The organism is Arthrobacter globiformis, assembly GCF_030817195.1.
Taxonomy (GTDB): Bacteria; Actinomycetota; Actinomycetes; order Actinomycetales; family Micrococcaceae; genus Arthrobacter; species Arthrobacter globiformis_D.
This window is the reverse complement of record NZ_JAUSYZ010000001.1, coordinates 3794730-3820618: the sequence shown is the minus strand read 5'-3', so window position 1 is coordinate 3820618 and position 25889 is coordinate 3794730. Positions and strand designations below refer to the sequence as shown.

The window sequence follows — 25889 nt, the reverse complement described above, 5'->3', positions numbered from 1 at the left end:
ACGCGCGGTGCACCGGCTGGAATGAATTGGCGTCCCGATGCGTTATGATTGGTAGTCCGGCAAGGATGAGGTTCTGAACCTGCGCCTGGCCGGTTTGGTAACAAAATACGGGGATGATCGGTTTCGACGATGTTAGTCGCGACAGGTGAAGCGGGCCGAGGATGCAGAATTATCTCGTAAACGCTGTCTGCAAACCAATAAGTGCCGAATCTAAGCGCACTGACTTCGAACTCGCTGCCTAAGCAGTAGTTCAGTCCGTCAGCCCGGGGATGCTATCGCCCCGGATCCTGGCGTCATTTAGATAGCCACTGCTGTTTGCTCCCGTCATCGGAGTAAACGGGACTCTTAGATGACTGGGCCCGGATCAGCCGCCTGTTTGCAGGACGGCTGGGGCCGAGAAAATCCGACGCAAACTGCGCCCGGAGAAGCCCTGACAACACGACATCGGACGGGGGTTCAATTCCCCCCATCTCCACCAAATCCCGTTACCTGACGGGGAACGCCCGGACCTCGGTCCGGGCGTTCTTTGTTTAAGCTGCTGACCCGGCCGGCTGCAACCGTCGCTGTTCACCCACGGCGTAGCCCGCACGGGACTACCCGCCCTGCCGGCGGGGTTGTGACAGGTATCACGAATCCAGCGATTCCAAACCCAGCGGTAGGGAGGCAAGCCATGTCCACGGCGGCTGCAAACGAACCGGGTCCCGTCGACGACGGCGCGGCTCTCGACTCCTATTCGGAGACCGTTATCAGGGTGGCCAGGACGGTCACACCCCATGTGGCCGCCATTGAGATGACGGGGAACCGGCGCAACGGACGGTTCCGGGTCGGCGCGGGATCCGCGGTCCTTTTCACCGAGGATGGCTACCTGCTGACCAACGCCCACGTGGTGGCCGGGACTCAGAAAGGACGTGCCGTCTTCGGTGACGGCTCCGGTACTGATCTTGAGGTGGTGGGCGCGGATCCGTTGTCCGATCTCGCTGTGGTCCGGGGCCGCGCCCCGCATGTCGCGCCGGCGGAGTTCGGTGATGCGGAGTCTCTGCAGGTGGGGCAGCTGGTGATAGCGGTCGGGAACCCGCTGGGACTGTCGGGCTCGGTGACGGCAGGTGTGGTCAGCGGTCTGGGGCGCGCCATCCCGGTCTGGGCCGGACGCAACCGCAGGGTCATTGAGGATGTCATCCAGACCGACGCCGCCTTGAATGCCGGCAGTTCCGGCGGGGCACTGGCTGACTCACGAAGCCGGATCGTGGGAATCAACACCGCGGTGGCCGGTGCCGGGCTGGGGCTGGCCGTTCCCATCAACAGCACGTCGCGCCGGATCATCTCCGCGCTCCTGTCGGACGGCCGGGTCCGGCGCGCCTATCTCGGCGTGGTCAGCACGCCGATCCGTCTGGGTGCGAGCGAGGTGGTCCGCACCGGCCAGAGGGAGGGGCTGCGCGTGGTGGAGGTCCTGCCCGCTTCCCCTGCGGAGCAGGCAGGTCTGCGGACCGGCGATGTGCTGCTGCGGGTAGGCTCCCGTGCTGTCAGCAATGCCGAGAGCCTGCAGAAACTGCTTTTTGCCGAGGCCATCGGCGTCCCGATGAACATATCCGTCCTTCGCGACGGGCACCTGACCGACGTGTCAGCGGTTCCGGGGGAAATGGCGGACTGGGGATAGGTACAGGAACCGGACACAAACAACGGGGTGGCCAGGAGTTCCCTGGCCACCCCGTTGTCTGTGTTTTCCGGCAATCAGCGTTTCTTCAGATGCGCCACAGGGTCCGGGGCTCCTTCGATGGGGGCCTTGGCCTTCTTGTCCGCGCGTTTCTGCTTGATGGTCTTGGCTGCTTTTTTGTGCTGCTGCTGCTGGTGCGGCGACTTGTCCGGCATGGCGTGCTCCCTCGTCTGAGGGGCAGGAGGGTGCCCCTCCCTACGTAAATTACGCCTGTTCCAGCCCAAATGTAACTGCCCGGCTTCGCCCCCTGCACAGGCCACCCGTCAGCCAGCGACTCCCGCGTCAGCCAGCGACGTCGGCGATTCCCACGAACCTGGTGCCCACGCCGTCGAACTCGCTCCGTATGAACCCGGGCGCCGGCCGGGGAACTTCGGAGGGCCGGTGATGGTCGCAAACGACATACGTGAACTCGGGCCACCACTTCTTTGGCCGGGCCGCCTCCTCGTAACCACAGACCGCGCAGACGAGATGCACCCACACCGGCCTTTTCCCTGTCCGGTTGGCGCGGGACTGGACGAGCCAGGCGGGGGGATTGTCCAGCAGCTCGCCCAGCTCGGCTTCCGTCAGAAGCTTGGGAATGCCGTGGCGCTGCGCCATTTCCAGTGGTACATCCAGGGCAATTGCCGCATCACGTCTGCTGATCATCCAGTCCACGATACGGTAAGTCATGAGCGATGCCAGCCAGACCACCGCGCCCACACGCCTCCAGCGACAGGTACTGACGGTCGCGATAGTGGCGTCCTTCATGGCGATCCTCGACAGCTTCGTCGTCAGTCTGGCGCTGCCCGCCATCGGCAGGGAACTCGGTGGCGGGCTGCGCATCCAGCAGTGGGTGGTGGATGCCTACCTCCTGACGCTGGGCGCTCTCATCCTGGCGGCAGGCTCGCTGTCGGACCACTTCGGGCGGGTGCGTGTGCTGCAGTGGGGGCTGGGCGGCTTTGCCCTCACCTCGATCCTCTGCGGGGCAGCGTGGACCGGGGAAATTCTGGTCGTCAGCCGGGGGCTGCAGAGAGTGGCGGGAGCACTCCTGGTGCCCAGCTCGCTGGCGCTGATCGTCAGCCACTTCGACAGTGCCGCGCAGGGGTCGGCCATCGGTAAATGGTCGGCGTGGACAAGCGCCGCCGCCGTCGTGGCCCCTTTGATTGGGGGCGTATCGGTGGACCTGCTCTCGTGGCGGGTCATCTTCTTCGTCAACGTCCTGCCGGCGGCCGCCATCTGGCCTGTCCTGGCCAAGCTGCGGAAGGCGGATGCTGCCACCAGCTCTGCCGGCATCGACATTGCCGGGGCACTCCTGGCGGTCGTTGCGCTTGGCGGACCGGTCTATGGTCTGATCGAGCAGGGGAGCGCGGGGTGGGGCAGCCCGCAGGTCTGGCTGCCGCTGGCCGCAGGTCTCGTCGCCACGGTGCTTTTCCTCGTCCATGAATCGCGGTCGGCCGCGCCGCTCCTGCCCCTGCGCATGTTCACGGTGCGCAACTTCGGCTGGGGCAACATCGCCACCGCCGCGATCTACGGCGGGTTTTCCCTCGGGTTTTTTGCACTGGGCATCTACATCCAGCAGGTGGGCGGCATGAAGGCGACCACCGCCGGCCTGGCTCTGCTGCCCTCCACGGTGATCCTGATGCTGCTGGCATCGTTCTTCGGGGGCCTCGCCGGCAAGTACGGGCCGCGGTGGTTCATGACTGCCGGGCCGGTGCTGTGTGCGGCCGGTTTCCTGCTCACTCTGTCCGTTGGCGGCTCCCTGAACTACTGGACCCAGATCCTGCCCGGGCAGGTGGTTTTCGGCCTCGGCCTGTCCATGACGGTGGCACCCCTGACGGCGGCCATCCTGGGATCCGTGCCTGAGAAGCAGGCGGGCGTGGGCTCCGCGGTGAACAATGCGGTCTCACGAATCGCCGGCCTGGTCTGCATCGCGTTTGCGGGCTTCATTGTCGGTCCCGAGCTGACGACGCCGGGCCTGCACCGTGCGCTGCTGGCTACGGCGGCGCTGCTGTTGCTGGGTGGGGTCTGCTCCGCCGTCGGAATCCGCAACCCGGTGCCGGTTAGCCCCGCTAATCCGGCTAGCCCCCGCTAATCCGGCTAGCCCCCGCTAATCCGGCTAGCCGCCGCTAATGGCAAGCCCCGCCGCGGCCGCAGCCAGCCCCAGCAGCAGGTTGGCGAGGATGTTGGCGGCGGCGGCGAGGTAGCGCCGTTCACTGGCCAGCCGCACCGTGGCAGTGGTCCAGGAGCTGAAAGTGGTCAGGCCGCCGGCGAACCCGGTGGCCAGGGCAGAGTGCCATTCAGGGCCGAAAACCGCAGTGACGCCCACGGATAGCCCGATCACGAACGAGCCGGCCACGTTGACCAGCAGGGTAGCCCAGGGCCAGTGCCGCCGCGGCGACGGGAGCCCGGCCAGCCAGCCATCCACGGCGAACCTGGTGAGGGCCCCGGCGATGCCGAAGAGGCCCACGAGGAGCGCCGTCACGGGCTCACCGCACCAGTGCCGTCGAAGCTACCGGGAGCACCCAGCACCCTGCCGGTCCGCCACCCGGCGGCGGCCGCCGCCAGCCCCAGCAGGACGGACAGCCCCAGATAGAGAAATCCCACGGCGGGGAGCCCGAATCGGGTCAGCTGGTCCGCGGAAAATACGACGGCGGAAAAGGTGGTGAAAGAGCCCAGCACGCCCGGCCCGATCGCCGCACGGAGCCAGAACGCGGTCTGCGGCCGCGCGATCCAGATGGTGGTGAGGGCAGCCAGCACGAAGCTGCCAACGATGTTGATGCCGAGCGTGGCCCACGGCAATTCTCCCGGCTGGTCCGGGAACAGCAGTCCGAGCACGTACCGGAGCTCCGTGCCCAGCAGCCCGCCGGCGGCCACCGCAGTCCAGACCCGCCAACCGTAGCCGGAGCCCGTCTTGTGGGCGGCGCCGGTGCGACCGGCCTGGGGAGCGCGCACCTGCGCCTACAGGCCGGCCATGCGGCAGCCGGGATGCGCGGAGTCGCTGTGGATCCACAGCGCGGAGGCCACTTCGTCGGCGAGGTCAACGTCGCGGCTGGTCCCGGGGGAGCCGATGCGGACCACGAGCGCACCGCCGAAGGGCTTGCGGCCGCGCACCTCGACGTCGGCGTCGAGGCTGATCTTTTCGGCGGCGAGGTAGCGCAGCAGCTCCGGGTTCTCATCGCTGATCCGGGTGATCCTGCCGGTGTGGCCGTCGTCGAGCTCGATCATCCGGTGGGCCGACGGCATCCGGACGGTTCCGTCAGCCGCGGGGATGGGATCGCCGTGCGGGTCCCGTGACGGGTTGCCCAGCCGGGCTGCCAGCCTCTCAATGAACGTGCCCGAGACCGCGTGTTCCAGCTGTTCGGCCTCGTCGTGGACTTCGTCCCAGCTGTATCCCAGGTCCTTGACCAGGTAGGTCTCAATGAGCCGATGCCGCCGGACCATGGAGAGGGCAAGCCGGACGCCCTGGGGCGTGAGCGTGATGGCGCTGTAGGGCTTGTGGAGGACCAGGCCCTGGTCCTTGAGCTTGCGCACCATCTCGGAGACCGAGGAATTGGCCACCCCGAGGCGCTGTGCAAGCTGGGTGGAGGTGATGGGCTTGTCCTGCCATTCCGTGAAGGAATAGATGACCTTAACGTAATCCTCGATCGAGGAGGAGGGCGTACTGGTCTTCACAGCTTCAAGCCTACCTGCTGCCACCACGGCTCTCCGCCCTGACAGCCCGCCAGGTCTGGGTGAGGTAGGGGAGTTGCAGCAGTTCGCCCTCGGCATGCCCCAGGTGCTCGTGCAGGTACCAGGCCAGGTTGCCGGCCACCTTGGCGCGGGTGGCGTCGTTGGCCGCGAGGTAGTAGCTGCGGGACTTGGCCAGTTCGAGGATGTCGGCCGGGGTAACGGTATCTTCCCAGCGCGTTAAATGGCTCTCCAGGGACGTGAATTCCGGGCCGATTTTGGGGCGGAAATCGGGTTTGTGGACGTCACCGGCGTGCATGATGCGGGACAGCCGGTGCACCCATGGCACTGACGTGTCCAGCTGGTTCCAGATCAGGCCCAGCACCCCGTGGGGCCTGAGGATCCGGGAGATCTCGGTGCTGGCCCGCAGCGGGTCGCACCAGTGCCACGCCTGGGCAACACTGACGACGTCGAACGACGCCTCAGGCAGTCCGGTCTCCTCCGCGGTTCCTTCCAGGGCTTGAACCCCGGGAAAGGTACGGCTGAGCTGCTCCAGCATGTCCACGGAAGGGTCCACGGCACTGACGTTCAGCCCGCGTTCCACCAGCAATGCCGTGAATTTACCGGTTCCGGCGCCGATGTCGGCAGCAGTGCGGGCCCCGGCTGGAATGAGCCAGTCCGCGGAATCGCCAGGGTAGCCGGGACGGACGCGGTGGTAGTGCTCGCCACCGTCCTGGAAGCTCTGCCCAAGCTCCAGCCGCCGTCCGTGATGAAGTTTGGGACCGCCCCGTGCCACGCACAGTCTCCTTAGCCCGACGTCGAAAATTACCTTTCGAATTTACCGTACGGGGACCCCGGCCGCAGCAGGCGGGGTGGAGATCAGTCCTGTGTGCAGGGTGCGGCGCCGGCGGTGCCGGGAGTGTTGGGCGCCCACTCGGGGTAGGTGCGGGTGTCGTTCGCCGGAACCCAGCGCCCGGCGTCCACCACGTAGTCCCAGCCGAGGCCGGAGCGGCGGAGCTCCTCGATGCCGGCGAGCAGCCGCTGGACGTCCTCGAGCCGTGATCCCACGCCGAAGCTGGCGCGCAGGGAACCGGACGGCAGGCCGAGGCGCTTCAGCAGCGGGTGCGCGCAGAAGCGGCCGTCGCGCAGGCCCACGCCGTGTTCGGCCGACAGGTAGGCGGCCACCAGGCCGGCGTCGTAACCCTCCACGGAGAAGTTGACCACCCCAATGGCATCGTCCGGGTCGCTGTCCTCGAAGATCTGGTGGACAGTGACCCCGTCGATCTTGCGCAGCCCCTCGACGAGGAAGGACCGGATGGCGGCCTCGTGGGCGTGCCAGTGCTGCGGATCAAGGGCTGCGATGACCTGGGTTGCCCGGGCCAGGGTGGCAGCGCCGAGCACGTTGGGTGAGCCGCCCTCGTGGCGCGCGGGGCCGGTGGCCCAGCTGACGCCGTCGAGCCTGGCCTCGCTCACGGCGCCGCCGCCGGCGAGGTGGGGGGTGCCGGCGTCGAGCCAGTCGGGGCGGCCGATCAGGACGCCGGCCCCGAAGGGGGCGTAGAGCTTGTGGCCGGAGAAGGCGAGGTAATCGACGTCGTCCGCGGCGATGTTGATTCGGCGGTGCGGCGCCAGCTGGGCGGCGTCCACCACGATCCGGGCGCCGTATTCATGGGCCAGCGCAGCGAGGCGCCGGATGGGAAGGATTTCGCCGGTGACGTTGGAGGCACCGGTCACGGCAAGGAGGCTGACATCGCCGTGCTCAAGTTCGGTGCGCAGGCTGCTGATGGTGGCTTCCAGGGTGTCCGAGGCCACGACGCTGCGGTGCGGCACGCCCTGCCACGGCAGCAGGTTGGCGTGGTGTTCGATGTCCAGGTACAGGACTTCACCGGTGTGGTGGTGGTCCTCCACGGGCAGGCAACCGGCCAGGAGGTTGAGGGAGTCGGTGGTGTTCCGGGTGAAGATGACGGCGTCATCGGCGCGGCCGCCCACGAATTCCCGCACGATGCTCCGCGAGTTCTCGTACACGGACGTGCTGATCTGCGAGGCATAGCCGGCGCCGCGGTGCACGCTGGCGTAGTACGGCAGGATTTCGTTGAGGTACGCAGAAACCACCGACAGTGCGGGCGCGGAGGCGCCGTAATCGAGGTTGGCGTAGCGGACGTGGCCGCCCTGGATCAGCGGGGCCTGGATTTCTGCGCCGGTAACGGCAGCCAGGGGACGGCCGGCGGCGGCAAATCGGCCGTCCAGCACGCCAGCGTCGGTGGTGGAAGAGATGATTGCAGTCGTCATGGGACCTCACTGAGAAAGGACCCCGTGTGACGGGGATCCGCGCTTGCCGGGTCCGTTCCGGATCGGCCTGGTCGTCACCCGGGGCACCCCACCGCGAATGGAGGGTTGCCGGCCAGCTAACCGGGGTTTAGCGCTGGCACTCGTGACCTGTTACGAGACTAGGACATCGGGACGGGCGATGAAAAAGCCGGACAGGAATGTTAAGCGGATTATTACGCATCCCGGATATCGGGGTTACGGCCGAATAAACGACGCCGGGCGCCACCAAAAGGGGGCGCCCGCCGTCGTAATATTCAGCGCCGAGGCGCCGGGGGAGGAGAAAGGAACTAGAACAAATCGTCCAGCTGCGGGTTCAGGCGCTTGAGGACTTCGGAGTGCAGAATCGAATTTGTCGCCAGCGCGTTGCCGCCGAACGGGCCGTCGGTGCCTTCGAGGGAGGTGAAACGGCCGCCTGCCTCCGTCACGATCGGCACCAGTGCCGCCATGTCATAGAGGTTCAGCTCCGGTTCGCAGGCGATGTCCACCGCGCCTTCTGCCACCATGCAGTAGGACCAGAAATCACCGAAAGCGCGGGTGCGCCACACATCCTCGGTGAGCTGGAGGAACTCATCGAGATTGCCGCGGTCCTTCCAGCCCCCGAGGCTGGAGTAGGACAGCGAGGCGTCGGCGAGGCTGGACACGTTGGATACCTTGAGCCTCGTGGCGGCGGCGAGGGAACGGCCCGAGTAGGCGCCGGCGCCCTTGGCGGCCCACCAGCGCTTGCCCAGCGCAGGGGCGCTGACCACGCCCACCACGGGTTCGCCCTCGTCGACGAGGGCGATCAGGGTGGCCCAAACCGGCACCCCGCGGACAAAGTTCTTGGTGCCGTCGATGGGGTCGATGATCCAGCGGCGGGAACCGTGGCCGGAACTTCCGAACTCCTCACCGAGCACGGCGTCGCGGGGACGGGAGCGGGACAGCTGGCCGCGGATGGACTCCTCGGCGGCCTTGTCCGCATCGGTGACCGGCGTCAGATCCGGCTTCGTCTCGATCTGGAGGTCCAGCGCCTTGAACCGGCTCATGGTCTGGTCGTCCACGGAATCGGCCAGCACATGGGCCAGACGCAGGTCATCGTTGTACGTTGAAGCGGGTTGGGTCATGGTTCCAAACTACCCTCAAAGGCCCGGCGGGGCGGGGAGGCGGCGGCCGGGCTGCGCCGGGGAAGGCTAGCCGACGCTGCCGAGTTCCTTGGTTTCCTGGGCCTCCATGCGCGGGTCGGTGCCCAGCAGGCGGCGCAGGGACGCCAGCCTGGCTGCTCCGGTGGGGCCGGCATGACCTGCCGCGACCCAGGCATCCACGCCGCAGTTGACGGCGGTGGCGTCGTGCTTGCAGCCGCGTTCGCAGGCTTCGGTGCCCGGCTCAAGGTCGGGGAAGGAGCGCAGGATGCGGTCCGGGTCGACGTGGGCCAGCCCGAACGAGCGGATGCCCGGCGTGTCGATGATCCAGCTCCCGGCCGGGGCGTCAGCGAGCTTGAGCGCGAGGGCCGACGACGACGTGTGCCGGCCGCGGCCTGTCACGGCGTTGACGCCGCCGGTGGCACGTTCGGCCCCCGTCAGCGCATTGACCATGGTGGATTTTCCGACCCCGGAATGGCCCAGCATCACAGTCACCTTGCCGTCCAGATGGGCGCGGAGTTCGGACACTGCGGCAACATCGAGCCGGGCGGAGAGGCCGTCGTCGGACCGGGCGTCGATGCCGGATGCTTCCGAGTCAGCCGTGCGGCTGATGATGACCGGAAAGTCGAGGTGGCGGTAGTTGTCCAGCAGCTCGGTGGGGTCTTTGACGTCCGCCTTGGTGACCAGCAGCAGTGGTTCGATCCCGGCGTCGTAGGCTGCCACCAGCGCCCGGTCGATGAAGCCGGTGCGGGGTTCCGGGTTCGCGGCAGCAACCACCACCACCAGCTGGTCCGCGTTGGCAACAACAGCGCGTTCCACCGGATCGGTGTCATCGGCGCTGCGGCGCAGCAGGGTCTTGCGGTCCTGGATTTTCACGAGCCGGGCCAGGGTGTCCGGCGCGCCGGAGACATCGCCCACGAGGGACACGAAGTCGCCGGCCACCACGGGGGAGCGGCGCAGTTCCCGGGCGCGGGCGGCGATGACCGTCCGCTCGTGCCCGGAATCCTCGCCTACGACTGCTGTGTAACGGCCCCGGTCGACGGTGATAATCCGCCCGGTGACGGCATCCTCATGGCTGGGGCGGTCCTTCGTCCGGGGGCGGGAACCTTTTTTGTTCGGCCGGATCCGGACGTCGGATTCATCCCAGGAATCAGTGCTGCGTGCCACCGGTGGTCCCCGCGGTGTTGGTCACGGCGCCGGTCCGCTGCCCGAGCATGTCCGCCCACAGCTGGGGGAAGTCCGGCATGGTCTTGGACGTCGTGGCGATGTCCTGCACTTCCACGCCCCTGACCGCCAGGCCGAGAATGGCTCCGGCGGTGGCCATCCGGTGGTCGGCGTAGCTGTGCACGACGCCGGCGTGCAGTTCCGATGGCCGGATGATGAGGCCGTCGGCGGTTTCCTCGGCATCGCCGCCGAGGCGGTTGATCTCCTTGACAAGCGCGGCGAGCCGGTCCGTCTCGTGTCCCCGGAGATGGGCGATGCCGCTCAGCCGCGAAGGGCCGGAGGCCAGCGCGCACAGTGCCGCGACGGTGGGTGCCAGCTCACTGGTTTCGGCGAAATCCGCGCCTTTGATTTCACTGCCGCCGGTCACCGTCAGGGTGCCATCCTGCAGGGTCACGGCAGCACCCATGTCGCTGAGGATGCTGCGCCACATGTCACCGACCTGCGTGGTGTGTTCGGGCCAGTCCGGAATCCGCACCGTGCCGCCTGTTGCGAGGGCAGCGGCCAGGAACGGGCCCGCGTTGGACAGGTCCTGTTCGATGCGCTGGTCGAACGCACGGATCGGGCCGGGGCTGACAATCCAGTGGTTGGGCGTGGAGTCATCCACCGCCACGCCTGCCCCGCGCAGCACGGCGACGGTCATGTTGATATGGTCCAGGCTCGGTACGGTGCTGCCGGAGTGTTCCAGATGCAGGCCGTCCATGAACCGTGCCCCCACCAGCAACAGGGCGGAGACGAACTGCGAGGACGCGCTGGCGTCAATGACAAGGTGCCCGCCGCGGACCTCCCCCGTTCCTTCAACGCGGAACGGCAGCGAAGCGGGCGTTCCGCCGTCCTCTCCGCTGACGGTTACGCCGAGGCCAGTAAGCGCCTCGATGATGGTCCCCATTGGACGCTCCCGGGCGTGCGGATCGCCGTCGAAAATGGTGGCGCCGCTGCGCAGTGCCGCCATCGGCGGAACAAACCTCATGACGGTTCCGGCAAGACCGCAGTCAATGTCGACGTCGTCACCGCCGGAGTTGGCCGGAACAGGCGTCACCTCCAGGTCCGGGCCGAACGCGCCGTCGCCCGGCACTTCCCGGATGTCCGCTCCCAGCTGGCGCAGGGCTGCGATCATCAGGGCTGAGTCTCGGGAATGCAGCGGCGCCCGGAGCCGGGACGGCCCGTCGGCCAGCGCGGCGAGCACGAGGTACCTGTTGGTCAGCGACTTTGAGCCCGGCACGCGGACCGTGGCGTCAACCGGCTGCTCCGCAAACGGTGCAGGCCAGTGCGGAGCAGCGCCGGAGGCTTCAACGGACGCGCCCATGGGTGATGCTGTCATTCCTGCTTATGCCCCCACCGCGTGGTCAACGGCCCTGCGGACAGCCTTGTCGGCGGTGTGCAGCTTCTTGCCGGTGGTCTTGCGTGCGTCCGCGGCGAGGTGGCTCGCGGTCTTGCGCGCGTCGGCAGCGAGGTGCTCTGCGCGCCAGACCAGGCTGGGCTTGCCGGCTGTGTCGACGGAGGCGAGCAGCACACCGCCGGTGAGGGTGATGTTCTTGAGCAGCTGGTTGCGGCGGGCTTCCCGGCCCTCCTTGCTGCTGATGTCGGCGCTGCGCCATTCAACGAAGGCGTTCAGTGCCGAGATGACTGCCAGCACCGAGGCCGCCAGCCGCGCAGACTTGCCGAGCGCGAAGAGGACGCCGGCGCCCACCTGCGTTCCGCCGATGATGCGTGCCAGAACCTTCTCGTTCGTCTGGAACGGCAGGGCCTCAGAGGCACGGCGCAGGAGGGGCGACAGTTGCTGCGCGGTGTCGTCCGCATTCCTGAGCTTGTCCGTTCCGGCGAGGATGAAACTTGAGGCCAGCATCGGCCGGGCAAAAAAGCGGGCAAAGGACATGAATTTCCTCCTGGATGGCCGAGCCGCGGTGGCCGCGGCGGAGTCGGTTCTAGTCTTGCACTTTTGCGGAATATTTGCCCACCGCACGCCGTTGTGCTCTTCAGACCGGAAGCAGCCTGTGGATGGTGTCCTGTGGGGTTTCCGGTGTTCAGCGGCGGCTGGGGCATGGCCGGAACCGGCAAGAGCGCGGACCGTAGCTCGAACGCGGGTCTTAACAGGCGGGCCTTACTGGGCGGAGTGGAGATGGAGCATTGACTTTGGTGAAGGAAGCTGTGGGGGTACGAAGTCCCGCCAAGATGCGGCCGTTCGTGGTCCCGGAAACCGATGCGCTAGAGGCATTCCCAGGCAACGGCTTCCCCGCCCCGGACTACGGTACGGCACGCCGTCCGGGGCGGCCGGCGCCGGTCAAAGTAGACTTGAAGGCAATGAGCACCGTGGACCCGGCCTTACAGGCCACACAGGAGGATGCCGCCGACGGCATCCAGGATAATGGCACGTCACCCGCCGCTGAAGCGGCAGAGGATATCGACGTCGGCTCGGAGGACGCGGAAGCGCGCCGGGCCCGGTTCGAGCGTGACGCCATGCAATACGTGGACCAGCTGTATTCAGCGGCCATGCGCATGGCGCGGAACCCGGCCGATGCCGAGGACCTCGTGCAGGAGGCCTATACCAAGGCGTTCTCGGCGTTCCATCAGTACAAGCCAGGTACCAACCTGAAGGCCTGGCTGTACCGGATCCTGACGAACACCTACATCAACCTGTACCGGAAGCGGCAGCGGGAACCCCTGCAGTCCAATTCGGACACCATCGAGGACTGGCAGCTTGCCCGTGCCGAGTCCCACACCTCCAGCGGCCTGCGGTCCGCGGAGGCCGAAGCTTTGGACCACCTGCCGGATTCGGACGTCAAGCGGGCGCTGCAGGCCATCCCGGAAGAGTTCAGGCTGGCCGTGTACTTCGCCGACGTCGAGGGCTTCGCGTACAAGGAAATTTCGGACATCATGAACACCCCCATCGGCACTGTGATGTCCCGGCTCCACCGGGGCCGGAAGATGCTGCGGGACATGCTGGCGGACTACGCCGCCGAGCGGGGATTCAAGGCTGCTGCAGACGCCACGGCGGCAACGGAAAGCAACAAACAGGAGAACGGGAAATGAGCGACTGCCAGGGATTGGGCGATTGCGACGACACAAGGATGCAGCGCATCTACGAGTATCTGGACGGAGCTTTGACCCGCAGCGACCTTGCGGAGATCAAGCACCACCTCGACGAGTGCCCTGAATGCGCTCAGCAGTACGATCTTGAGTGCGTCATCCGGAAAGTGGTGAAGCGCTCCTGTACCGAGGCGGCGCCGGAAAACCTTAAGAACGCGATTCTGGACCGGATCCACGCCATCCGGCCGGTGGAAGCCTGACGGGATTCCTGACGTAAACGCGATGCCCCCGCTACCTTGCTGGTAGCGGGGGCATCGCGTTTAAGCTTCGGTTCAAGCCGTGGCTTAGGTGTTGGGGCGCTTCCCGTGGTTCGCGCCGCCACGCTTACGGTCACGACGCTTACGTGCACGCTTGCTCATAGCTGGCCTCCTTAATTTCGTTACCCAAAAGAGTTGCCCTCCAGTCTCCCATATCAGGGGACAGGCCGCGAACCGGGGCCGGTGTTGGGGGTGCCGGGAGACGCGGCGGTGCCCGGTCCGGCCGCCTCACAGTGGTGTCCGGCCTACAGCGAGTTGCGGATCGAGACCCGGGCTTGGTCGAGGACAGTCCGCACCGTTTCCAGAGCCACCGGCGTCATGGGCCGGGCGCTGGTCTGCAGGCGCAGCTCGGTCCGCATGTCATCGCGGAACGCCTGCAGCAGCATCTCGGCCTCCATGAGCATGCGCTGCCCCTCGGCGGTGTAGCGGCCCTGGCCGGCCGGGGCCGCCGATCTGGCAGCGGTGCGTGCCGCCTCCGCTGTGGCCGCCAGGTCTGCGCGCAGTCCGCGCATGTTGCTGCGGATATCGGCGCGGAGGTCATCGGCCAGTCGGCGGACGGATGCCGCGATGTCGTTCTCCACGTGCTCCAGTTCCTCGCGCCGGCTGTCCAGTTCAGCCAGGCCCGCGGCGGTGATGCGGTAGTTGGTGCGGCGCCCCTGGGATTCCGTGGCCACCAGGCCCTCCTCTTCCAGCTTGCCCAGGCGCGGATAGATGGTGCCGGCACTGGGGGAGTAGGTGCCGCCGAACCGGTCGCTGAGCGCCTTGATGAGTTCATACCCGTGCTTCGGCCCAGCCTCAAGGAGTGCCAGCAGATAGAGCCGGAGGGCGCCATGGGCAAAGACGGGAGGCATCAGAGCGCCTGTTCCGCGGTGGCCGGCGCCTGGCCGTGGAAGATAGACGTCTTGCCGGATACCGAGTTGGTCCGGACCAGCATGAGTTTGGTGTCCGGGCCCGAGATGGTCTGCACCTTGCCGCCGGGGTGGCCGTACTTCCGGTCGTCGATGACCACCGGCCCACTGGCGGACTGGGCCACGATGTCCACGCCGACGTCGTGCGGTACGCGGACGGTCAGGTCACCGGACACCGAGTTCGCGCCGAAGTCGTGGGTGAAGCCCCGCAGGTCGAAGCTCATGTCGCCGCTGACAGTGTTGGCCCGGATGTTGGTGAAGTCGCCGGACGCCGTGACTTCGCCCGAGACGCTCTTGGCTGTCAGGACGCCGTTGTGGTTGCGGGCGATCACTTCGCCGCTGACGGTGTTGACGTGCAACTCACCGGAGGTTCCGTCGGCCAGCAGGGATCCCGTCACGGTGCTCAGCCGGGTCCGTCCGCGGACACCAGAAACCAGTCCGTCCCCGCTGACAGTGCCCGCCTCGACCTCGACGCCGGCAGGGACGGCGATGCTGATGACCACGGAGTTGTTGCTGCTGTTGCTGACCGAATCCATCAGGTTTTTGAACCAGCCCTGCGGTCCGTGCAGCTGATGGCGGATTTCGAGGCGGCCGCCGGTCACGGAGATCGCCAGCGGATCACCGAGCACCTCCGACACCTCGATGCGGACCGCGGTCTCGTCGTGCGTGACGATGTCCAGCCTGCCGCGGACAATGCCCACCTTAAGGTGCGAGACGCCGTCCACGTCCATGGTCTGCGGGCCGGTGACGGTCCAGGAATTCTCTTCCATGATGCCCTCCACTTGCGATATATCGTGTCCGTGGAAGCCACGCTAGTCCGTTGGTGCCGGAAGATCAAGATATATCGTGAGTGGTTTTTTCTAGTCCGGGGTGTCCATCCCGAGCCACTGGAACCAGCCCCGGTGCAAGACCAGCCATGCCATCAGCCCGTACCCCGCCTGCCCGGGCGAGCCGCCGTTGGCAGCGAGGTCCTGGCGCCACTGCTCATGGTTCAGCAGCGGCGAAAACGTGTCGACATAGAGGTGCTTGCGCCGGGTGGTCACATCGGCAAAGGCTGTGTTCAGCTCGGCGAGCCGGTGGTTCTGTACCGGGTCCAGTGTGGGCGGCGGACCCACGACGAAGACCTCCAGCCGCTTCTGGGTGGCGGAATCGAGGATGTTTGCTAGATTGAGCCGGCTCCGGGCGGTGGACAGCCCGAACTCAATGTCCCGGCCGGAAAGCCCGATGACCAGGCGGTTCTCGTGAGCGTCGCTGAACCTGCGGCCAGCCTCCTCGAGCCAGCGTGCCGACAGGCCCTCGGTGCCTTCCTGCGGGCACGGAAGGGAAAAGCTCTCCACGGTGACGCCGTCCTGCGGAGTACGGGCGAGCACCCGGCCCAGCCACCCGAGCGCCCGGGGATCGCCGAGCCCGGCGAGCAGTTCATCTCCAACAGCTGCAATCCGCAGCTTCCTGTCTTCCACTACTACCTCTTCACTTGTTGGGAGGGCGTGTCCCGGATACGGACCGTTTGCATGCCAACACTCAAGGTCCATTAACTCACGCCGATTAAACAGAACTGCCCGGCTGGAACGGTATGTCACCGTCCGGCCGGGCAGCTGTTCTGCTACTTACGGGCGAAAGCCTGCTTCAGAAGCGCATCCTGCTCCACAGCGTGGCGCTTCATGGAGCCGGCCGCGGTGGAAGCTGAGGCCGGGCGTGAAACCAGGCGCACCTTCCGGTCCAGGGCGGTCGGCAGGTGCAGACCCATGAACGGCCACGGGCCCTGGTTGGCGGGCTCGTCCTGCGCCCACACAACTTCCGCGTTCGGGTACTTGGCCAGTTCGGCTTCGATCTCCGCCTGCGGCAGCGGGTACAGCTGCTCGACGCGGATGATGGCCGTCGACTTGTCGCCCGTCTTCTGCCGCGTGGACAGCAGGTCGTAGTACAGGCGTCCGGAGACCAGGAGTACGCGGTCGACGGCGTCCGCCGGCAGCTGCTCGTGTTCACCGATCACCGGGCGGAAACCGCCGGTGGTGAAGTCCTCCACGGACGAGGCAGCGGCCTTGAGGCGCAGCAGCTGCTTCGGCGTGAAGATGATGAGCGGCTTGCGCGGCCGGCTGTAGGCCTGGCGGCGCAGCAGGTGGAAGTGCGAGGCCGCCGTCGTCGGGTTGGCGACTATCATGTTTTCCTCGGCACACAGCTGCAGGAAGCGTTCGATGCGGGCCGAGGAGTGGTCCGGGCCCTGTCCCTCGTAGCCGTGCGGAAGCATCAGCACGAGCGACGAGCGCTGGCCCCACTTCTGCTCGGCGGACGAGATGAACTCATCGATGATGGTCTGCGCGCCGTTGACGAAGTCGCCGAACTGCGCTTCCCACAGGACCAGGGCGTCGGGGCGCTCCACAGAGTAGCCGTATTCGAAGCCCATGGCGGCGTATTCGGACAGCAGGGAGTCGTAGATCCAGAGCTTGGCCTGGTTGTCCGACAGATTGCCGAGCGGCAGCCATTCGTTGCCGTTGGCGCGGTCGTGGAAGACAGCGTGGCGCTGGACGAACGTGCCGCGGCGGGAATCCTGGCCGGCAAGGCGTACGGGTACGCCCTCCATGATCAGGGAGCCGAAGGCAGCGATTTCGCCGAAGCCCCAGTCGATGCCGCCTTCACGGGACATCTGTTCACGCTTCTCCAGCAGCTGCTTGAGCTTGGCGTGGACGGTGAATCCTTCGGGGATCTCCACGTGTGCCTTGCCGATGCGGGCCAGGGTGTCGGCCGAGATCGCCGTCGAAGCCGGGGCGTTCGTTCCGATGTCCGACTGCTGTGCCTGGGGACGCTCGATGTCCGATACCGCTGCCGAGTCGGCGGTGATGATCGGAATGGGAGACGTCTGGGCCGCGTGGGTTTCGGCGAAGACGCGCTCGAGGCGTTCCTGGTAGTCGCGGAGCAGCTGCTCGGCTTCTTCCTCGGTGATGTCACCACGGCCGATCAGAGACTCGGTGTAGAGCTTGCGCACGGACCGCTTGGCCTCGATGAGGTTGTACATCAGCGGCTGCGTCATCGAGGGGTCGTCGCCCTCGTTGTGGCCGCGGCGGCGGTAGCAGACCATGTCGATGACGACGTCCTTGTGGAACCGCTGGCGGAACTCGTAGGCGAGCTGGCCGATGCGGACAACTGCCTCGGGGTCGTCGCCGTTCACGTGGAACACCGGAGCCTGGATCATCTTGGCGACGTCCGTGGAGTACGTGGACGAACGCGAGGAGGACGGCGCAGTGGTGAAGCCGACCTGGTTGTTGACCACGATGTGGATGGTTCCGCCGGTGCGGTAGCCGCGCAGCTGGGACAGGTTGAGCGTTTCCGCCACAACACCCTGGCCGGCGAAGGCTGCGTCACCGTGAACCATGATGGGCAGCACGGGGAACGACTGTCCCTGGTCCAGGCGGTCCTGCTTGGCGCGGACGATGCCCTCCAGGACCGAATCGACGGCCTCGAGGTGGGACGGGTTGGCGGCGAGGTAGACCTTGGTCTCCTTGCCGTTGTCCGACGTGAACGTGCCTTCGGTGCCGAGGTGGTACTTGACGTCGCCGGAGCCCTGCACGGAGCGCGGGTCCTGGGTGCCTTCGAACTCGCGGAACACCTGGGCGTAGGTCTTGCCGGCGATGTTGGTCAGCACGTTCAGGCGGCCGCGGTGGGCCATGCCGATGGCAACCTCGTCCAGTGCGTCATCGGCAGCGTCGGAGATGATGGCGTCAAGCAGCGGAATCAGCGATTCGCCGCCCTCAAGCGAGAAGCGCTTCTGGCCCACGAACTTGGTCTGCAGGAAGGTCTCGAAGGCCTCTGCGGCGTTCAGCTTGGAGACGATGCGCAGCTGCTCGTCACGGCTCGGCTTGGAGTACGGGTGCTCCAGCTGGTCCTGGAACCACTTGCGCTCGGCCGGGTCCTGGATGTGCATGTATTCGATGCCCGTGGTGCGGCAGTAGGCGTCCCGGAGCACGCCAAGGATGTCGCGGAACTTGAGCATCGGCTTGCCGCCGAAGCCGCCCGTGGGCCACTCGCGGTCGAGGTCCCACAGCGTCAGGCCGTAGGTGAGCACGTCGAGGTCGGGGTGCTTGCGCTGGACGTACTCGAGGGGATCGGTGTCCGCCATGAGGTGGCCACGAACGCGGTAGGAGTGGATCAGCTGCTGGATCCGGGCGACCTTGTTGATCTGGTCGGACGGGTCCACCTGCAGGTCCGGGCTCCAGCGCACAGGCTCGTACGGAATGCGCAGGGCTTCGAAGATCTCGTCGTAGAAGTCCTGCGCGCCGAGGAGCAGCGAGTGGACGAGCTTGAGGAATTCGCCGCTGCCGGCACCCTGGATGACGCGGTGGTCATAGGTGGAGGTCAGGGTGAGGATCTTGCTGATGGCGTTCTGGGCGATGATCTTCTCGCTCGCGCCCTGCCATTCGGCCGGGTAGTCGAGGGCGCCGACGCCGATGATGGCGGCCTGGCCCTTGGACAGCCGGGGCACGGAGTGCACGGTGCCGATGCCGCCCGGGTTGGTCAGCGACACGGTGGTGCCGGCGTGGTCGTCAGCCGTCAGCTTGCCGTTTCGGGCTCGCTTGATGAGGTCTTCATAGGTGTGCCAGAACTCAGCGAAGTTCATGGTTTCGGCCTTCTTGATGTTGGGAACCATCAGAAGGCGGGTGCCGTCGGGCTTGGGCATGTCAATGGCGATGCCGAAGTTCACGTGGGCCGGCTGGACCGCCACGGGCTTGCCGTCGACCTCGTCGTAGTACACGTTCATGGACGGGAACTGGGACAGCGCCCGGACGACGGCGTAGCCGATGAGGTGGGTGAAGGAGACCTTGCCGCCGCGTGCGCGGGCCAGGTTGGAGTTGATGACAACCCGGTTGTCGATCAGGAGCTTGGCCGGAACTGCCCTGACGCTGGTGGCGGTGGGCACCTCAAGGCTCGTGACCATGTTCGACGCAATGGCCTTGGCCGGGCCGCGGAGGACGGACACGACGTCTTCCTCGGGCGCGGTGGGAGCCTTGACGTTCTTCGGCAGCTGGGCCGGGATGGGCTGGGCGCCGGTGCCCGCCTCGGTCTTCTTCGCGCCGTCGCGGGCCACCGTTGCCGGGGCCTTCTTGGCGGGTGCGGGCTGGGCGGGGGGTGCTGCCGGCGCCGGTGCCGGAGCTGCCGCTGGCGCCTGGGCCGCGGGAGTAGCGGATGCCGGTGCCTTTGCGGGCGCCGGGGGAGTGACTACGGGCAGTTCGCGGGTAGCCGGGTTGGCCGCCGGGGCCGTCGCGGCCGGCACGCCGTTGGAAGATGGACCGTTGCCGCTGTCGAATGATTCGAACAGGGGCCACCATTTGGCATCGACCGTATTCTTGTCCTGTTGGTAACGCTCGTACAGTTCGTCAACGAGCCACTCGTTTCCACCAAATTCCTCTGGCAGACGGTGGCTAGGCTGCTCTGGCACTTGAAATACGCCTCTTCCATGAGTTTGATTTCCCTCTGGTCGCCTTAGGTGCCACGGCACAACAATCGAACCAGTTTCTGTGTCCTATGAACCCAGACCTTTGCCAGTCTAGTGACCGTTCCGGGTTAACTGCCAATAAGGGTGACCCAAATCATGTACCGTCCGATTTATGGCGAAACAGCCGTCCAAACGAGGCCCGAACAGTGTCCTTTCCACCCTGCGCGGCGCCGGTTCCGGACGGGCGGGATGAGCGGCTTCCGTCCTCTGTGGTGGCACATCGCTCCTGTAGACTGCAATCCTTATGGACAGTAAATATAGGTGCCATGGACGGTAAATCCAGGTGCCGGCCTGGGGGCTTTCGCCCATGATGGAGTGGCTCCTTGTCGCCGCCGGCCTGTTGCTCATCCTCGGAACCGGCTTCTTCGTCGCCGTCGAATTTTCCCTTATTGCACTGGACCAGCCCACGGTGCAGCGTGCCGTTGACGACGGCGACACCGCGGCAGTACCGCTGCTCAAGTGCCTGAAATCCCTGTCCACGCAGCTGTCCAGCTGCCAGCTCGGCATCACCATGACCACGCTGTTGACGGGGTACGTCATGGAGCCGTCCGTGGGGGCGCTGCTCGAGGTGCCCCTTGCCGCCGTCGGTGTTCCGGAGCCGGTCGCCGGTTCGGTCTCCCTGGTGGTCGCGATGGTGATCGCGACCGGGCTGTCCATGCTCCTGGGTGAGCTCGTTCCCAAAAACATGGCCATTGCCCTAGCGTTCCGCATCGGCCGCACCCTTGCGCGGCCGCAGCTGATCTTCACCACCATTTTCAAACCTGCCATCGTGGTCCTGAACGGCTTTTCCAACAAGGTCCTGAACGTCTTCGGGCTGGAGGCCAAGGAGGAGATTTCCGGTGCCCGCACCCCGGCGGAGCTCGCCTCCCTGGTGCGCCGGTCCGCGGCCATGGGCACGCTCGACCCTGGGACAGCGAACTTCATTGCCCGCACGCTGAACTTCTCCGGCCGCAGCGCGGCAGACGTGATGACTCCGCGCATCCGCGTCGAAACCATCGACGCCGACCAGCCGGTTTCGGACATCATCGATGCCGCCCGCCGCAGCGGATATTCGCGCTTCCCCGTCATCGGTGAGTCGGCGGACGACATCCGCGGTCTGGTGCACGTGAAGAAGGCCATCGCGGTTCCTCCGAACCGGCGGCGAAAGCTTGAGGCGGGCGCCATCATGACGGACGTCCTCAGGGTGCCGGAGACCATTCACCTCGACGCCCTGCTTGCCGAACTGCGGGAGGGCAACCTGCAGCTTGCCGTGGTGCTGGACGAGTACGGCGGAACTGCCGGGATCGCCACGCTGGAGGACCTGGTCGAGGAAATCGTGGGCGAAGTGGCCGACGAGCACGACAAGGTCCGGCCGGGGCTGCTGCAAAGCGCTTCCGGTGACTGGTACTTTCCGGGCCTGATGCGGCCCGACGAGCTTTCAGAACAGATTCCGGGCCTGACCGTTCCCGACGAGGCCGCGTACGAGACGGTGGGCGGGTACGTCATGAGCGAGCTTGGCCGGATACCCGAGGTGGGGGATGTGGTGGAAGCGGGCGGCGGAACGCTCAGCGTTACCAGGATGGACGGCCGGCGCATCGACCGGATCTGTTTCCGGCCCCATCGTGAACCGGACGCCGGTCCCGCCGTCGACCAACCGTCCGGAAATACCGCTGCTGAGCATGCGTCCGCCAACGGAGCAGCCAGAAAAAGCCCGTCCGCACACGGCCAGCCGAGGCGCGGCCCGGCTAATAACGGAAAGTCCGGAAACGGCAACTCCTGGAACGGCAACTCCCGGAACGGCGGCCGGTCATGAGCGACTGGGCAGGACTGCTGTGGTTGGTGCTGCTGCTCCTGGGCAACGCTTTCTTTGTGGCCGCGGAGTTCGCCGTCATGTCCGCGCGCCGGAGCCAGATTGAGCCGCTGGCGGACGAGGGCGTCCTGCGCGCGCAGACCACCCTTCGGGCCATGGAGAACGTCTCGCTGATGCTGGCGTGCGCGCAACTCGGAATCACCGTGTGCTCGCTGCTGATCCTGCTGGTGGCGGAGCCGGCCATCCACCATTTGCTGGCGGTGCCCCTTGCCGGGTTGGGCGTGCCGACGGAAATTGCCGACGTCTCGGCGTTCGCTGTGGCCCTGATGCTGGTGACGTTCCTGCATGTGACGTTCGGCGAGATGGTGCCAAAGAACATCTCCGTGTCCGTCGCCGACAAGGCAGCGCTGCTCCTGGCTCCGCCGCTGATGTTCATTGCAAGGATTGTGAATCCGGTCATCGCCGCGCTGAACTGGTCCGCGAACCACATCCTGAGGCTGATGCGCATCGAGCCCAAGGACGAGGTCAGTTCCACGTTCACGCTGGAGGAGGTGCAGTCCATCGTGCAGGAGTCGACGCGGCATGGCCTGGTGGATGACGACGCCGGCCTGATCACCGGTGCCCTGGAATTTTCGGAGTACACCGCCGGCGACGTCATGGTTCCGCTGGAACGGCTTGTCATGCTGCGGTCTTCAACGTCCCCGCTGGAGTTTGAAAAGGCTGTCAGCCGCACCGGATTTTCCCGGTTCCCGATGCTGGACGACGACAATATGCTGGCCGGCTACCTCCACATCAAGGACGTGCTCGCAATTCCGGAATCCGGTTATGAGAAACCGATCGCGGAAAGCCGCATCCGGTCCCTGGCCAATCTCTCGCGGGACGACGAGATTGAAAAGGCGATGTCCGTGATGCAGCGCTCCGGCTCGCATCTGGCGCGCGTCATCGGGCCGGGCGGCCAGACAGAGGGCGTGCTGTTCCTGGAGGACGTGATCGAGCAGCTCGTGGGGGAAATCAGGGATGCTACCCAAGCTAAGGGCATCCGGCGGCTGGGCAGGCCCGACGGCGGATAGCCGGGCAGGTGCCGTCGGCACTGCCTGCCGTCATTAGTTCTAAATAGGAATCATTCCCATTTAGCGCTACACTCGACTTGGGGTTGCTCCTCCCCGCAACCTGACCCGTCCAGAACCGAGGTTTCTCCGTGCCTGTCAACGCCCGCATTTCCTTTACCGCCGCCCTGGCCGGCTTCGGCCTGCTCCTCACCGGCTGTGGTTCGCCGGCGGCTGAGACTCCAGGCAGAGACGCCAAGGACCGCATCGCCGTGGTCACGTCGACAAACGTCTACGGGGACATTGTTGAGGCGATCGGCGGGGACAAGGTCAACGTCGCGGCCATCATCTCCCGTCCAAGCCAGGATCCGCACTCCTACGAAGCCAACGCCCAGGACCGGCTGACGGTGTCCAAGGCCAAGTTGGTGCTGGAAAACGGGGGCGGCTACGACGACTTCATCCACACCCTGGCGGACGACGGCAACGTGCCCCACGAGAACATCATCAGCGCCGTGGAAGTGTCCGGACTGGCCCCGGAGGCGGCGGGCACCGCCTCCGCCCACGCGGAGGACGGGCATTCCCATGACCACGGCGACTTCAACGAACACGTCTGGTACAACTTTGATGCCATGTCGCACCTTGCCGATGCCGTGGCAGCCAGGCTCAGCGCCCTCGACTCCGCGTCCGCCAGCCAGTTCACCGCCAACGCCGATGCGTTCAAGGCCGGGCTCACGAAGCTGGAGAGTAAGATTTCCGCAATGAAGACCTCACATGGCGGCGCCGGCGTCGCCGTGACCGAACCGGTTCCGCTCTACCTGCTCGAAGCAGCCGGACTGGAGAACCGCACCCCCGCCGAGTACACGGCCGCCGTCGAGGAAGGCGCCGACGTTCCGCCTGCAGTCCTGAAGGCGGCCACCGCGACGGTCGCCTCAAAGGACACGAGTTTCCTCGCCTACAACGAGCAGACGGAAGGCCCGCAGACACTGGCCGTGAAAAACGCGGCCAGTGCCGCGGGCACGCCGGTGGTGAACTTCACCGAAACGCTTCCCGACGGCAAAACCTACCTGGAATGGATGGCGGACAACGTGGACAACGTCAGCAGCGCGCTGAAGAGCCAGCGTTGAACCCAGTCATCAGCCTGAAGCAGGCGTCGCTGAAGTTCGGCCGGCGTGCCCTGTGGGAAGACCTGAACCTGGACATCAACCCGGGGGAGTTCTTCGCGGTGCTGGGGCCCAACGGCAGCGGCAAGACCAGCTTCCTCAAAGTCCTGCTGGGGCTGCAGGAGCTGCATTCCGGCCATGCTAATCTCGGCGGTTACCCCGTGGAGCGGGGCAGCCATATGATCGGCTACATTCCGCAGCAGAAGCCCTTCCTCCCCGACACGCCCATGCGCGCCCGCGACCTGGTGGGGCTCGGCGTCGACGGGCATCGCTGGGGCATCCGGCTCGGCAGCGCCAAGGCCAACCGCAGGATTGACGAACTGCTGGAGCTCGTCGGGGCCAGCGACTACGCAAAGGTGCCCGTCGGACAGCTGTCCGGCGGTGAGCAGCAGCGCCTGCGGGTGGCTCAGGCACTTGCCACCGACCCGAAAGTGCTGCTGTGCGACGAGCCGCTCCTGTCGCTGGACCTGCACCACCAGCAGGCTGTCAGCGCCCTCATCAACAAGCAGTGCCATGACCGGAAGAGCGCCGTGGTGTTCGTGACCCACGAAATCAATCCGATCATCGACTACGTGGACCGGATCCTGTACCTGGCCGGCGGCAGGTTCAGCGTGGGAACGCCGCACGAGGTCATGACCACAGAGGTCCTTTCCGACCTTTACGACAGCAACGTGGAAGTGATCCATGCCAACGGCCGGATCGTCGTCGTCGGCCTTCCCGACGCAACCACGCACCACCATGACGACGCGCACGCCACTGCCGGGGAGGGTTCCTGATGGATCTGGAATCGATCCTGCAATCGGTGTTCAACTTTGAGAACTATGGCGAATTGCTGCTGCTGGTGCAGAACTCGCTGTGGGCCGGGGCGGTGCTTGGACTCCTCGGCGGCCTCGTGGGGACCTTCGTGATGAAGCGTGACCTGGCGTTTGCCGTCCACGGAATTTCCGAGCTGTCGTTCGCCGGCGCCGCCTTCGCGCTCCTGATCGGCACCGATGTGGTGTTCGGCTCCCTGGTGGGGTCCGTGGCGGCTGCGCTGCTGCTCGGGCTCATGGGTGTGCGGGCGCGGGACAAGAACTCCATCATCGGCGTGATCATGCCCTTTGGCCTGGGGCTCGGGATTCTCTTCCTGTCGCTCTACGAGGGCAGGGCCGCCAACAAGTTCGGACTTCTCACGGGGCAGATTGTGTCGGTGGACACCGTCCAGCTTCAGGTCCTGGCGGGGACCGCGGTGGCCGTCATGGCGGCGCTGTGCGTCATTTGGCGCCCGCTGAGCTTCGCCAGCGTCGATCCCGAACTGGCCGAGGCGCGCGGTGTTCCCGTGCGGTCGCTCGCCCTGGTTTTCATGGTGCTCCTCGGCGTCAGCGTTGCGCTGTCAATCCAGATCGTGGGCGCTCTGCTGGTTCTTGCCCTGCTGATCACGCCCGCGGCTGCGGCCCTGCGGGTGACCTCCTCGCCGCGCCTCGTGGTGCTGCTGAGCGTGGTGTTCGCTGTTTCGGCGACGGTGGGGGGAATACTGCTTGCTCTCGGGGGCCGCATCCCCATCAGCCCCTACGTCACCACGTTGTCGTTCCTGATCTATGTCGTTTGCAGGGTCATCGGCAGCATCCGCGCCAAGCGCGGCCTCAACGGGCGGGTTATGCGGACCGCCTAAACAGGCTGGGAGTGGCGCCTACTGCGCTGCGGCCTTGCGTGCGGAGCAGTCGGGGCAGAGGCCGTAGATCTCCACCGTGTGGGCCACTTCCGTGAAGCCGTGCTCCTGCGCGGTCCGCGCGGCCCAGGTCTCGACGGCGGGGGCCTCCACTTCAACGGCCTTGCCGCAGTTGCGGCACAGGAGATGGTGGTGGTGCACCGTCACCGCGCAGCGCCGGTAGACGGCCTCGCCGTCACCGTTGCGCAGCACGTCCACGAGTTCCTCATCGGCCAGTGACTGCAGGATCCGGTAGGCGGTGGCCAGGGAAACCGATACACCCTTGTTCTGGAGTATCCGGTACAGCTCCTGGGTGCTCACGAAGTCATTGAGTTCGTCCAGGGCGGCGCTGACAGCGATCCGCTGCTTGGTGACGCGCTGCTCTTTCCCGCCGGCCGCCGTCGAAGGTGCCTGTGGTCTGCCGTCAGCGCTGGCGCGTTGTGGCATGGA

The 25889-nt window shown here is 66.3% G+C and carries 26 protein-coding genes, 1 other RNA gene and 1 riboswitch; of the genes, 10 read left to right on the top strand and 17 right to left on the bottom strand.

Annotation, left to right across the window (positions count from 1 at the left end; all coding sequences use genetic code 11):
- The first annotated feature begins 109 nt into the window (after positions 1-109).
- Both ssrA and QF036_RS17405 read left to right on the top strand, forming a co-directional pair.
- Positions 110-478, top strand: a transfer-messenger RNA (tmRNA) gene (ssrA, locus tag QF036_RS17410).
- Positions 479-670: 192 nt separating this feature from the next.
- Positions 671-1654 carry a S1C family serine protease gene (locus QF036_RS17405; protein ID WP_307103862.1) on the top strand — a complete coding sequence of 328 codons (984 nt, stop codon included), beginning with the start codon at positions 671-673 and terminating at the stop codon, positions 1652-1654.
- Between the two features lie 74 nt (positions 1655-1728).
- On the opposite strand, the gene QF036_RS17400 is transcribed toward QF036_RS17405, so the two are convergent.
- Together QF036_RS17400 and QF036_RS17395 are read right to left on the bottom strand one after the other, a co-directional pair.
- The gene (locus QF036_RS17400) at positions 1729-1866 is read right to left on the bottom strand and encodes a hypothetical protein (RefSeq protein ID WP_307103860.1); all 138 of its coding nucleotides are present in this window, start codon (positions 1864-1866) and stop codon (positions 1729-1731) included.
- Between the two features lie 127 nt (positions 1867-1993).
- Positions 1994-2356: a hypothetical protein gene (locus tag QF036_RS17395; RefSeq protein ID WP_003804875.1), complete on the bottom strand. Its 363-nt coding sequence runs from the start codon at positions 2354-2356 to the stop codon at positions 1994-1996.
- A 22-nt stretch (positions 2357-2378) separates the two neighbouring features.
- On the opposite strand from QF036_RS17395, the gene QF036_RS17390 reads away from it, so the two are divergent.
- A complete protein-coding gene (locus QF036_RS17390) occupies positions 2379-3782 on the top strand; it encodes an MFS transporter (RefSeq protein WP_307103858.1) in 1404 nt (467 codons plus the stop codon).
- 24 nt (positions 3783-3806) lie between these two features.
- On the opposite strand, the gene QF036_RS17385 is transcribed toward QF036_RS17390, so the two are convergent.
- From QF036_RS17385 to QF036_RS17345, 9 genes are all read right to left on the bottom strand, one after another.
- Positions 3807-4172 carry a fluoride efflux transporter FluC gene (locus QF036_RS17385; RefSeq protein WP_307103856.1) on the bottom strand — a complete coding sequence of 122 codons (366 nt, stop codon included), beginning with the start codon at positions 4170-4172 and terminating at the stop codon, positions 3807-3809.
- The gene (locus QF036_RS17380; RefSeq protein ID WP_307103854.1) at positions 4169-4642 is read right to left on the bottom strand and encodes a fluoride efflux transporter FluC; all 474 of its coding nucleotides are present in this window, start codon (positions 4640-4642) and stop codon (positions 4169-4171) included. The genes QF036_RS17385 and QF036_RS17380 overlap by 4 nt, the downstream gene beginning before the upstream one ends.
- 6 nt (positions 4643-4648) lie before the next feature.
- Positions 4649-5362, bottom strand: a complete 714-nt coding sequence (locus tag QF036_RS17375; protein ID WP_307103852.1) for a metal-dependent transcriptional regulator — start codon at positions 5360-5362, stop codon at positions 4649-4651.
- A gap of 10 nt (positions 5363-5372) precedes the next feature.
- Positions 5373-6152 (bottom strand): class I SAM-dependent methyltransferase, encoded by a 780-nt coding sequence (locus QF036_RS17370; RefSeq protein ID WP_307103851.1) that lies wholly within the window; start codon positions 6150-6152, stop codon positions 5373-5375.
- An 83-nt stretch (positions 6153-6235) separates the two neighbouring features.
- Complete coding sequence (locus QF036_RS17365; RefSeq protein WP_307103849.1) at positions 6236-7642, bottom strand: aminotransferase class V-fold PLP-dependent enzyme; 1407 nt, start codon at positions 7640-7642, stop codon at positions 6236-6238.
- 34 nt (positions 7643-7676) lie between these two features.
- A riboswitch (SAM riboswitch) is annotated at positions 7677-7790 on the bottom strand.
- Between the two features lie 178 nt (positions 7791-7968).
- Positions 7969-8781: a histidinol-phosphatase gene (hisN, locus tag QF036_RS17360; protein ID WP_307103847.1), complete on the bottom strand. Its 813-nt coding sequence runs from the start codon at positions 8779-8781 to the stop codon at positions 7969-7971.
- Positions 8782-8847: 66 nt separating this feature from the next.
- Positions 8848-9963 (bottom strand): ribosome small subunit-dependent GTPase A, encoded by a 1116-nt coding sequence (gene rsgA, locus QF036_RS17355; RefSeq protein ID WP_307103845.1) that lies wholly within the window; start codon positions 9961-9963, stop codon positions 8848-8850.
- Entirely contained in the window at positions 9947-11338 is a 1392-nt protein-coding gene (aroA, locus tag QF036_RS17350) for a 3-phosphoshikimate 1-carboxyvinyltransferase (RefSeq protein WP_307103843.1), read from the bottom strand. The genes rsgA and aroA overlap by 17 nt, the downstream gene beginning before the upstream one ends.
- A 6-nt stretch (positions 11339-11344) precedes the next feature.
- Entirely contained in the window at positions 11345-11893 is a 549-nt protein-coding gene (locus QF036_RS17345) for a DoxX family protein (protein WP_307103841.1), read from the bottom strand.
- 425 nt (positions 11894-12318) lie between these two features.
- Here QF036_RS17345 and QF036_RS17340 point away from each other — a divergent pair, with 425 nt between their 5' ends.
- Complete coding sequence (locus tag QF036_RS17340; protein WP_307103839.1) at positions 12319-13047, top strand: sigma-70 family RNA polymerase sigma factor; 729 nt, start codon at positions 12319-12321, stop codon at positions 13045-13047.
- Positions 13044-13304: a mycothiol system anti-sigma-R factor gene (gene rsrA / locus QF036_RS17335; RefSeq protein ID WP_003804853.1), complete on the top strand. Its 261-nt coding sequence runs from the start codon at positions 13044-13046 to the stop codon at positions 13302-13304. Before QF036_RS17340 ends, rsrA begins: the two co-directional genes overlap by 4 nt.
- Positions 13305-13388: 84 nt before the next feature.
- Here rsrA and QF036_RS25395 read toward each other — a convergent pair whose 3' ends face one another.
- The 5 genes from QF036_RS25395 to QF036_RS17315 all read right to left on the bottom strand — a co-directional run bounded on the left by QF036_RS25395 (position 13389) and on the right by QF036_RS17315 (position 19700).
- Positions 13389-13463, bottom strand: coding sequence for a 50S ribosomal protein bL37 (locus tag QF036_RS25395; RefSeq protein ID WP_369299106.1), 75 nt, complete (start codon positions 13461-13463; stop codon positions 13389-13391).
- A gap of 143 nt (positions 13464-13606) precedes the next feature.
- Positions 13607-14212 carry a PadR family transcriptional regulator gene (locus tag QF036_RS17330; RefSeq protein WP_307103837.1) on the bottom strand — a complete coding sequence of 202 codons (606 nt, stop codon included), beginning with the start codon at positions 14210-14212 and terminating at the stop codon, positions 13607-13609.
- Positions 14212-15039, bottom strand: a complete 828-nt coding sequence (locus tag QF036_RS17325) for a DUF4097 family beta strand repeat-containing protein (protein WP_307103835.1) — start codon at positions 15037-15039, stop codon at positions 14212-14214. The genes QF036_RS17330 and QF036_RS17325 overlap by 1 nt, the downstream gene beginning before the upstream one ends.
- Before the next feature lie 90 nt (positions 15040-15129).
- Positions 15130-15729 (bottom strand): GDSL-type esterase/lipase family protein, encoded by a 600-nt coding sequence (locus tag QF036_RS17320; protein ID WP_307103833.1) that lies wholly within the window; start codon positions 15727-15729, stop codon positions 15130-15132.
- A 143-nt stretch (positions 15730-15872) separates the two neighbouring features.
- Positions 15873-19700, bottom strand: a complete 3828-nt coding sequence (locus tag QF036_RS17315; RefSeq protein WP_307103830.1) for a multifunctional oxoglutarate decarboxylase/oxoglutarate dehydrogenase thiamine pyrophosphate-binding subunit/dihydrolipoyllysine-residue succinyltransferase subunit — start codon at positions 19698-19700, stop codon at positions 15873-15875.
- A 367-nt stretch (positions 19701-20067) separates the two neighbouring features.
- Here QF036_RS17315 and QF036_RS17310 point away from each other — a divergent pair, with 367 nt between their 5' ends.
- The 5 genes from QF036_RS17310 (at position 20068) to QF036_RS17290 (ending at position 25403) form a co-directional block, all read left to right on the top strand.
- Positions 20068-21549: a hemolysin family protein gene (locus tag QF036_RS17310; protein ID WP_307105969.1), complete on the top strand. Its 1482-nt coding sequence runs from the start codon at positions 20068-20070 to the stop codon at positions 21547-21549.
- On the top strand, positions 21546-22616 hold the full coding sequence (locus QF036_RS17305) for a hemolysin family protein (protein WP_307103828.1): 1071 nt from the start codon (positions 21546-21548) through the stop codon (positions 22614-22616). The genes QF036_RS17310 and QF036_RS17305 overlap by 4 nt, the downstream gene beginning before the upstream one ends.
- Before the next feature lie 128 nt (positions 22617-22744).
- Positions 22745-23716: a metal ABC transporter solute-binding protein, Zn/Mn family gene (locus QF036_RS17300; protein WP_307103826.1), complete on the top strand. Its 972-nt coding sequence runs from the start codon at positions 22745-22747 to the stop codon at positions 23714-23716.
- Positions 23713-24528 (top strand): metal ABC transporter ATP-binding protein, encoded by an 816-nt coding sequence (locus QF036_RS17295; protein WP_307103824.1) that lies wholly within the window; start codon positions 23713-23715, stop codon positions 24526-24528. Before QF036_RS17300 ends, QF036_RS17295 begins: the two co-directional genes overlap by 4 nt.
- Entirely contained in the window at positions 24528-25403 is an 876-nt protein-coding gene (locus tag QF036_RS17290; RefSeq protein ID WP_003804834.1) for a metal ABC transporter permease, read from the top strand. Before QF036_RS17295 ends, QF036_RS17290 begins: the two co-directional genes overlap by 1 nt.
- A gap of 18 nt (positions 25404-25421) precedes the next feature.
- On the opposite strand, the gene QF036_RS17285 is transcribed toward QF036_RS17290, so the two are convergent.
- The gene (locus tag QF036_RS17285; RefSeq protein WP_307103821.1) at positions 25422-25886 is read right to left on the bottom strand and encodes a Fur family transcriptional regulator; all 465 of its coding nucleotides are present in this window, start codon (positions 25884-25886) and stop codon (positions 25422-25424) included.
- Positions 25887-25889 lie beyond the last annotated feature (3 nt).

What these genes read in the sequence shown, in the direction of transcription:
- QF036_RS17405 (WP_307103862.1), top strand. Translation starts at nt 671, where the DNA reads ATGTCCACGGCGGCTGCAAACGAACCGGGTCCCGTCGACGACGGCGCG.
- QF036_RS17285 (WP_307103821.1), bottom strand. Translation starts at nt 25,886, where the DNA reads ATGCCACAACGCGCCAGCGCTGACGGCAGACCACAGGCACCTTCGACG.
- hisN (WP_307103847.1), bottom strand. Translation starts at nt 8,781, where the DNA reads ATGACCCAACCCGCTTCAACGTACAACGATGACCTGCGTCTGGCCCAT.
- QF036_RS17305 (WP_307103828.1), top strand. Translation starts at nt 21,546, where the DNA reads ATGAGCGACTGGGCAGGACTGCTGTGGTTGGTGCTGCTGCTCCTGGGC.
- QF036_RS17345 (WP_307103841.1), bottom strand. Translation starts at nt 11,893, where the DNA reads ATGTCCTTTGCCCGCTTTTTTGCCCGGCCGATGCTGGCCTCAAGTTTC.
- QF036_RS17365 (WP_307103849.1), bottom strand. Translation starts at nt 7,642, where the DNA reads ATGACGACTGCAATCATCTCTTCCACCACCGACGCTGGCGTGCTGGAC.
- aroA (WP_307103843.1), bottom strand. Translation starts at nt 11,338, where the DNA reads ATGACAGCATCACCCATGGGCGCGTCCGTTGAAGCCTCCGGCGCTGCT.
- QF036_RS17395 (WP_003804875.1), bottom strand. Translation starts at nt 2,356, where the DNA reads ATGATCAGCAGACGTGATGCGGCAATTGCCCTGGATGTACCACTGGAA.
- QF036_RS17325 (WP_307103835.1), bottom strand. Translation starts at nt 15,039, where the DNA reads ATGGAAGAGAATTCCTGGACCGTCACCGGCCCGCAGACCATGGACGTG.
- QF036_RS17330 (WP_307103837.1), bottom strand. Translation starts at nt 14,212, where the DNA reads ATGCCTCCCGTCTTTGCCCATGGCGCCCTCCGGCTCTATCTGCTGGCA.
- rsrA (WP_003804853.1), top strand. Translation starts at nt 13,044, where the DNA reads ATGAGCGACTGCCAGGGATTGGGCGATTGCGACGACACAAGGATGCAG.
- QF036_RS17310 (WP_307105969.1), top strand. Translation starts at nt 20,068, where the DNA reads ATGGAGTGGCTCCTTGTCGCCGCCGGCCTGTTGCTCATCCTCGGAACC.
- QF036_RS17400 (WP_307103860.1), bottom strand. Translation starts at nt 1,866, where the DNA reads ATGCCGGACAAGTCGCCGCACCAGCAGCAGCAGCACAAAAAAGCAGCC.
- QF036_RS17290 (WP_003804834.1), top strand. Translation starts at nt 24,528, where the DNA reads ATGGATCTGGAATCGATCCTGCAATCGGTGTTCAACTTTGAGAACTAT.
- QF036_RS17390 (WP_307103858.1), top strand. Translation starts at nt 2,379, where the DNA reads ATGAGCGATGCCAGCCAGACCACCGCGCCCACACGCCTCCAGCGACAG.
- QF036_RS17340 (WP_307103839.1), top strand. Translation starts at nt 12,319, where the DNA reads ATGAGCACCGTGGACCCGGCCTTACAGGCCACACAGGAGGATGCCGCC.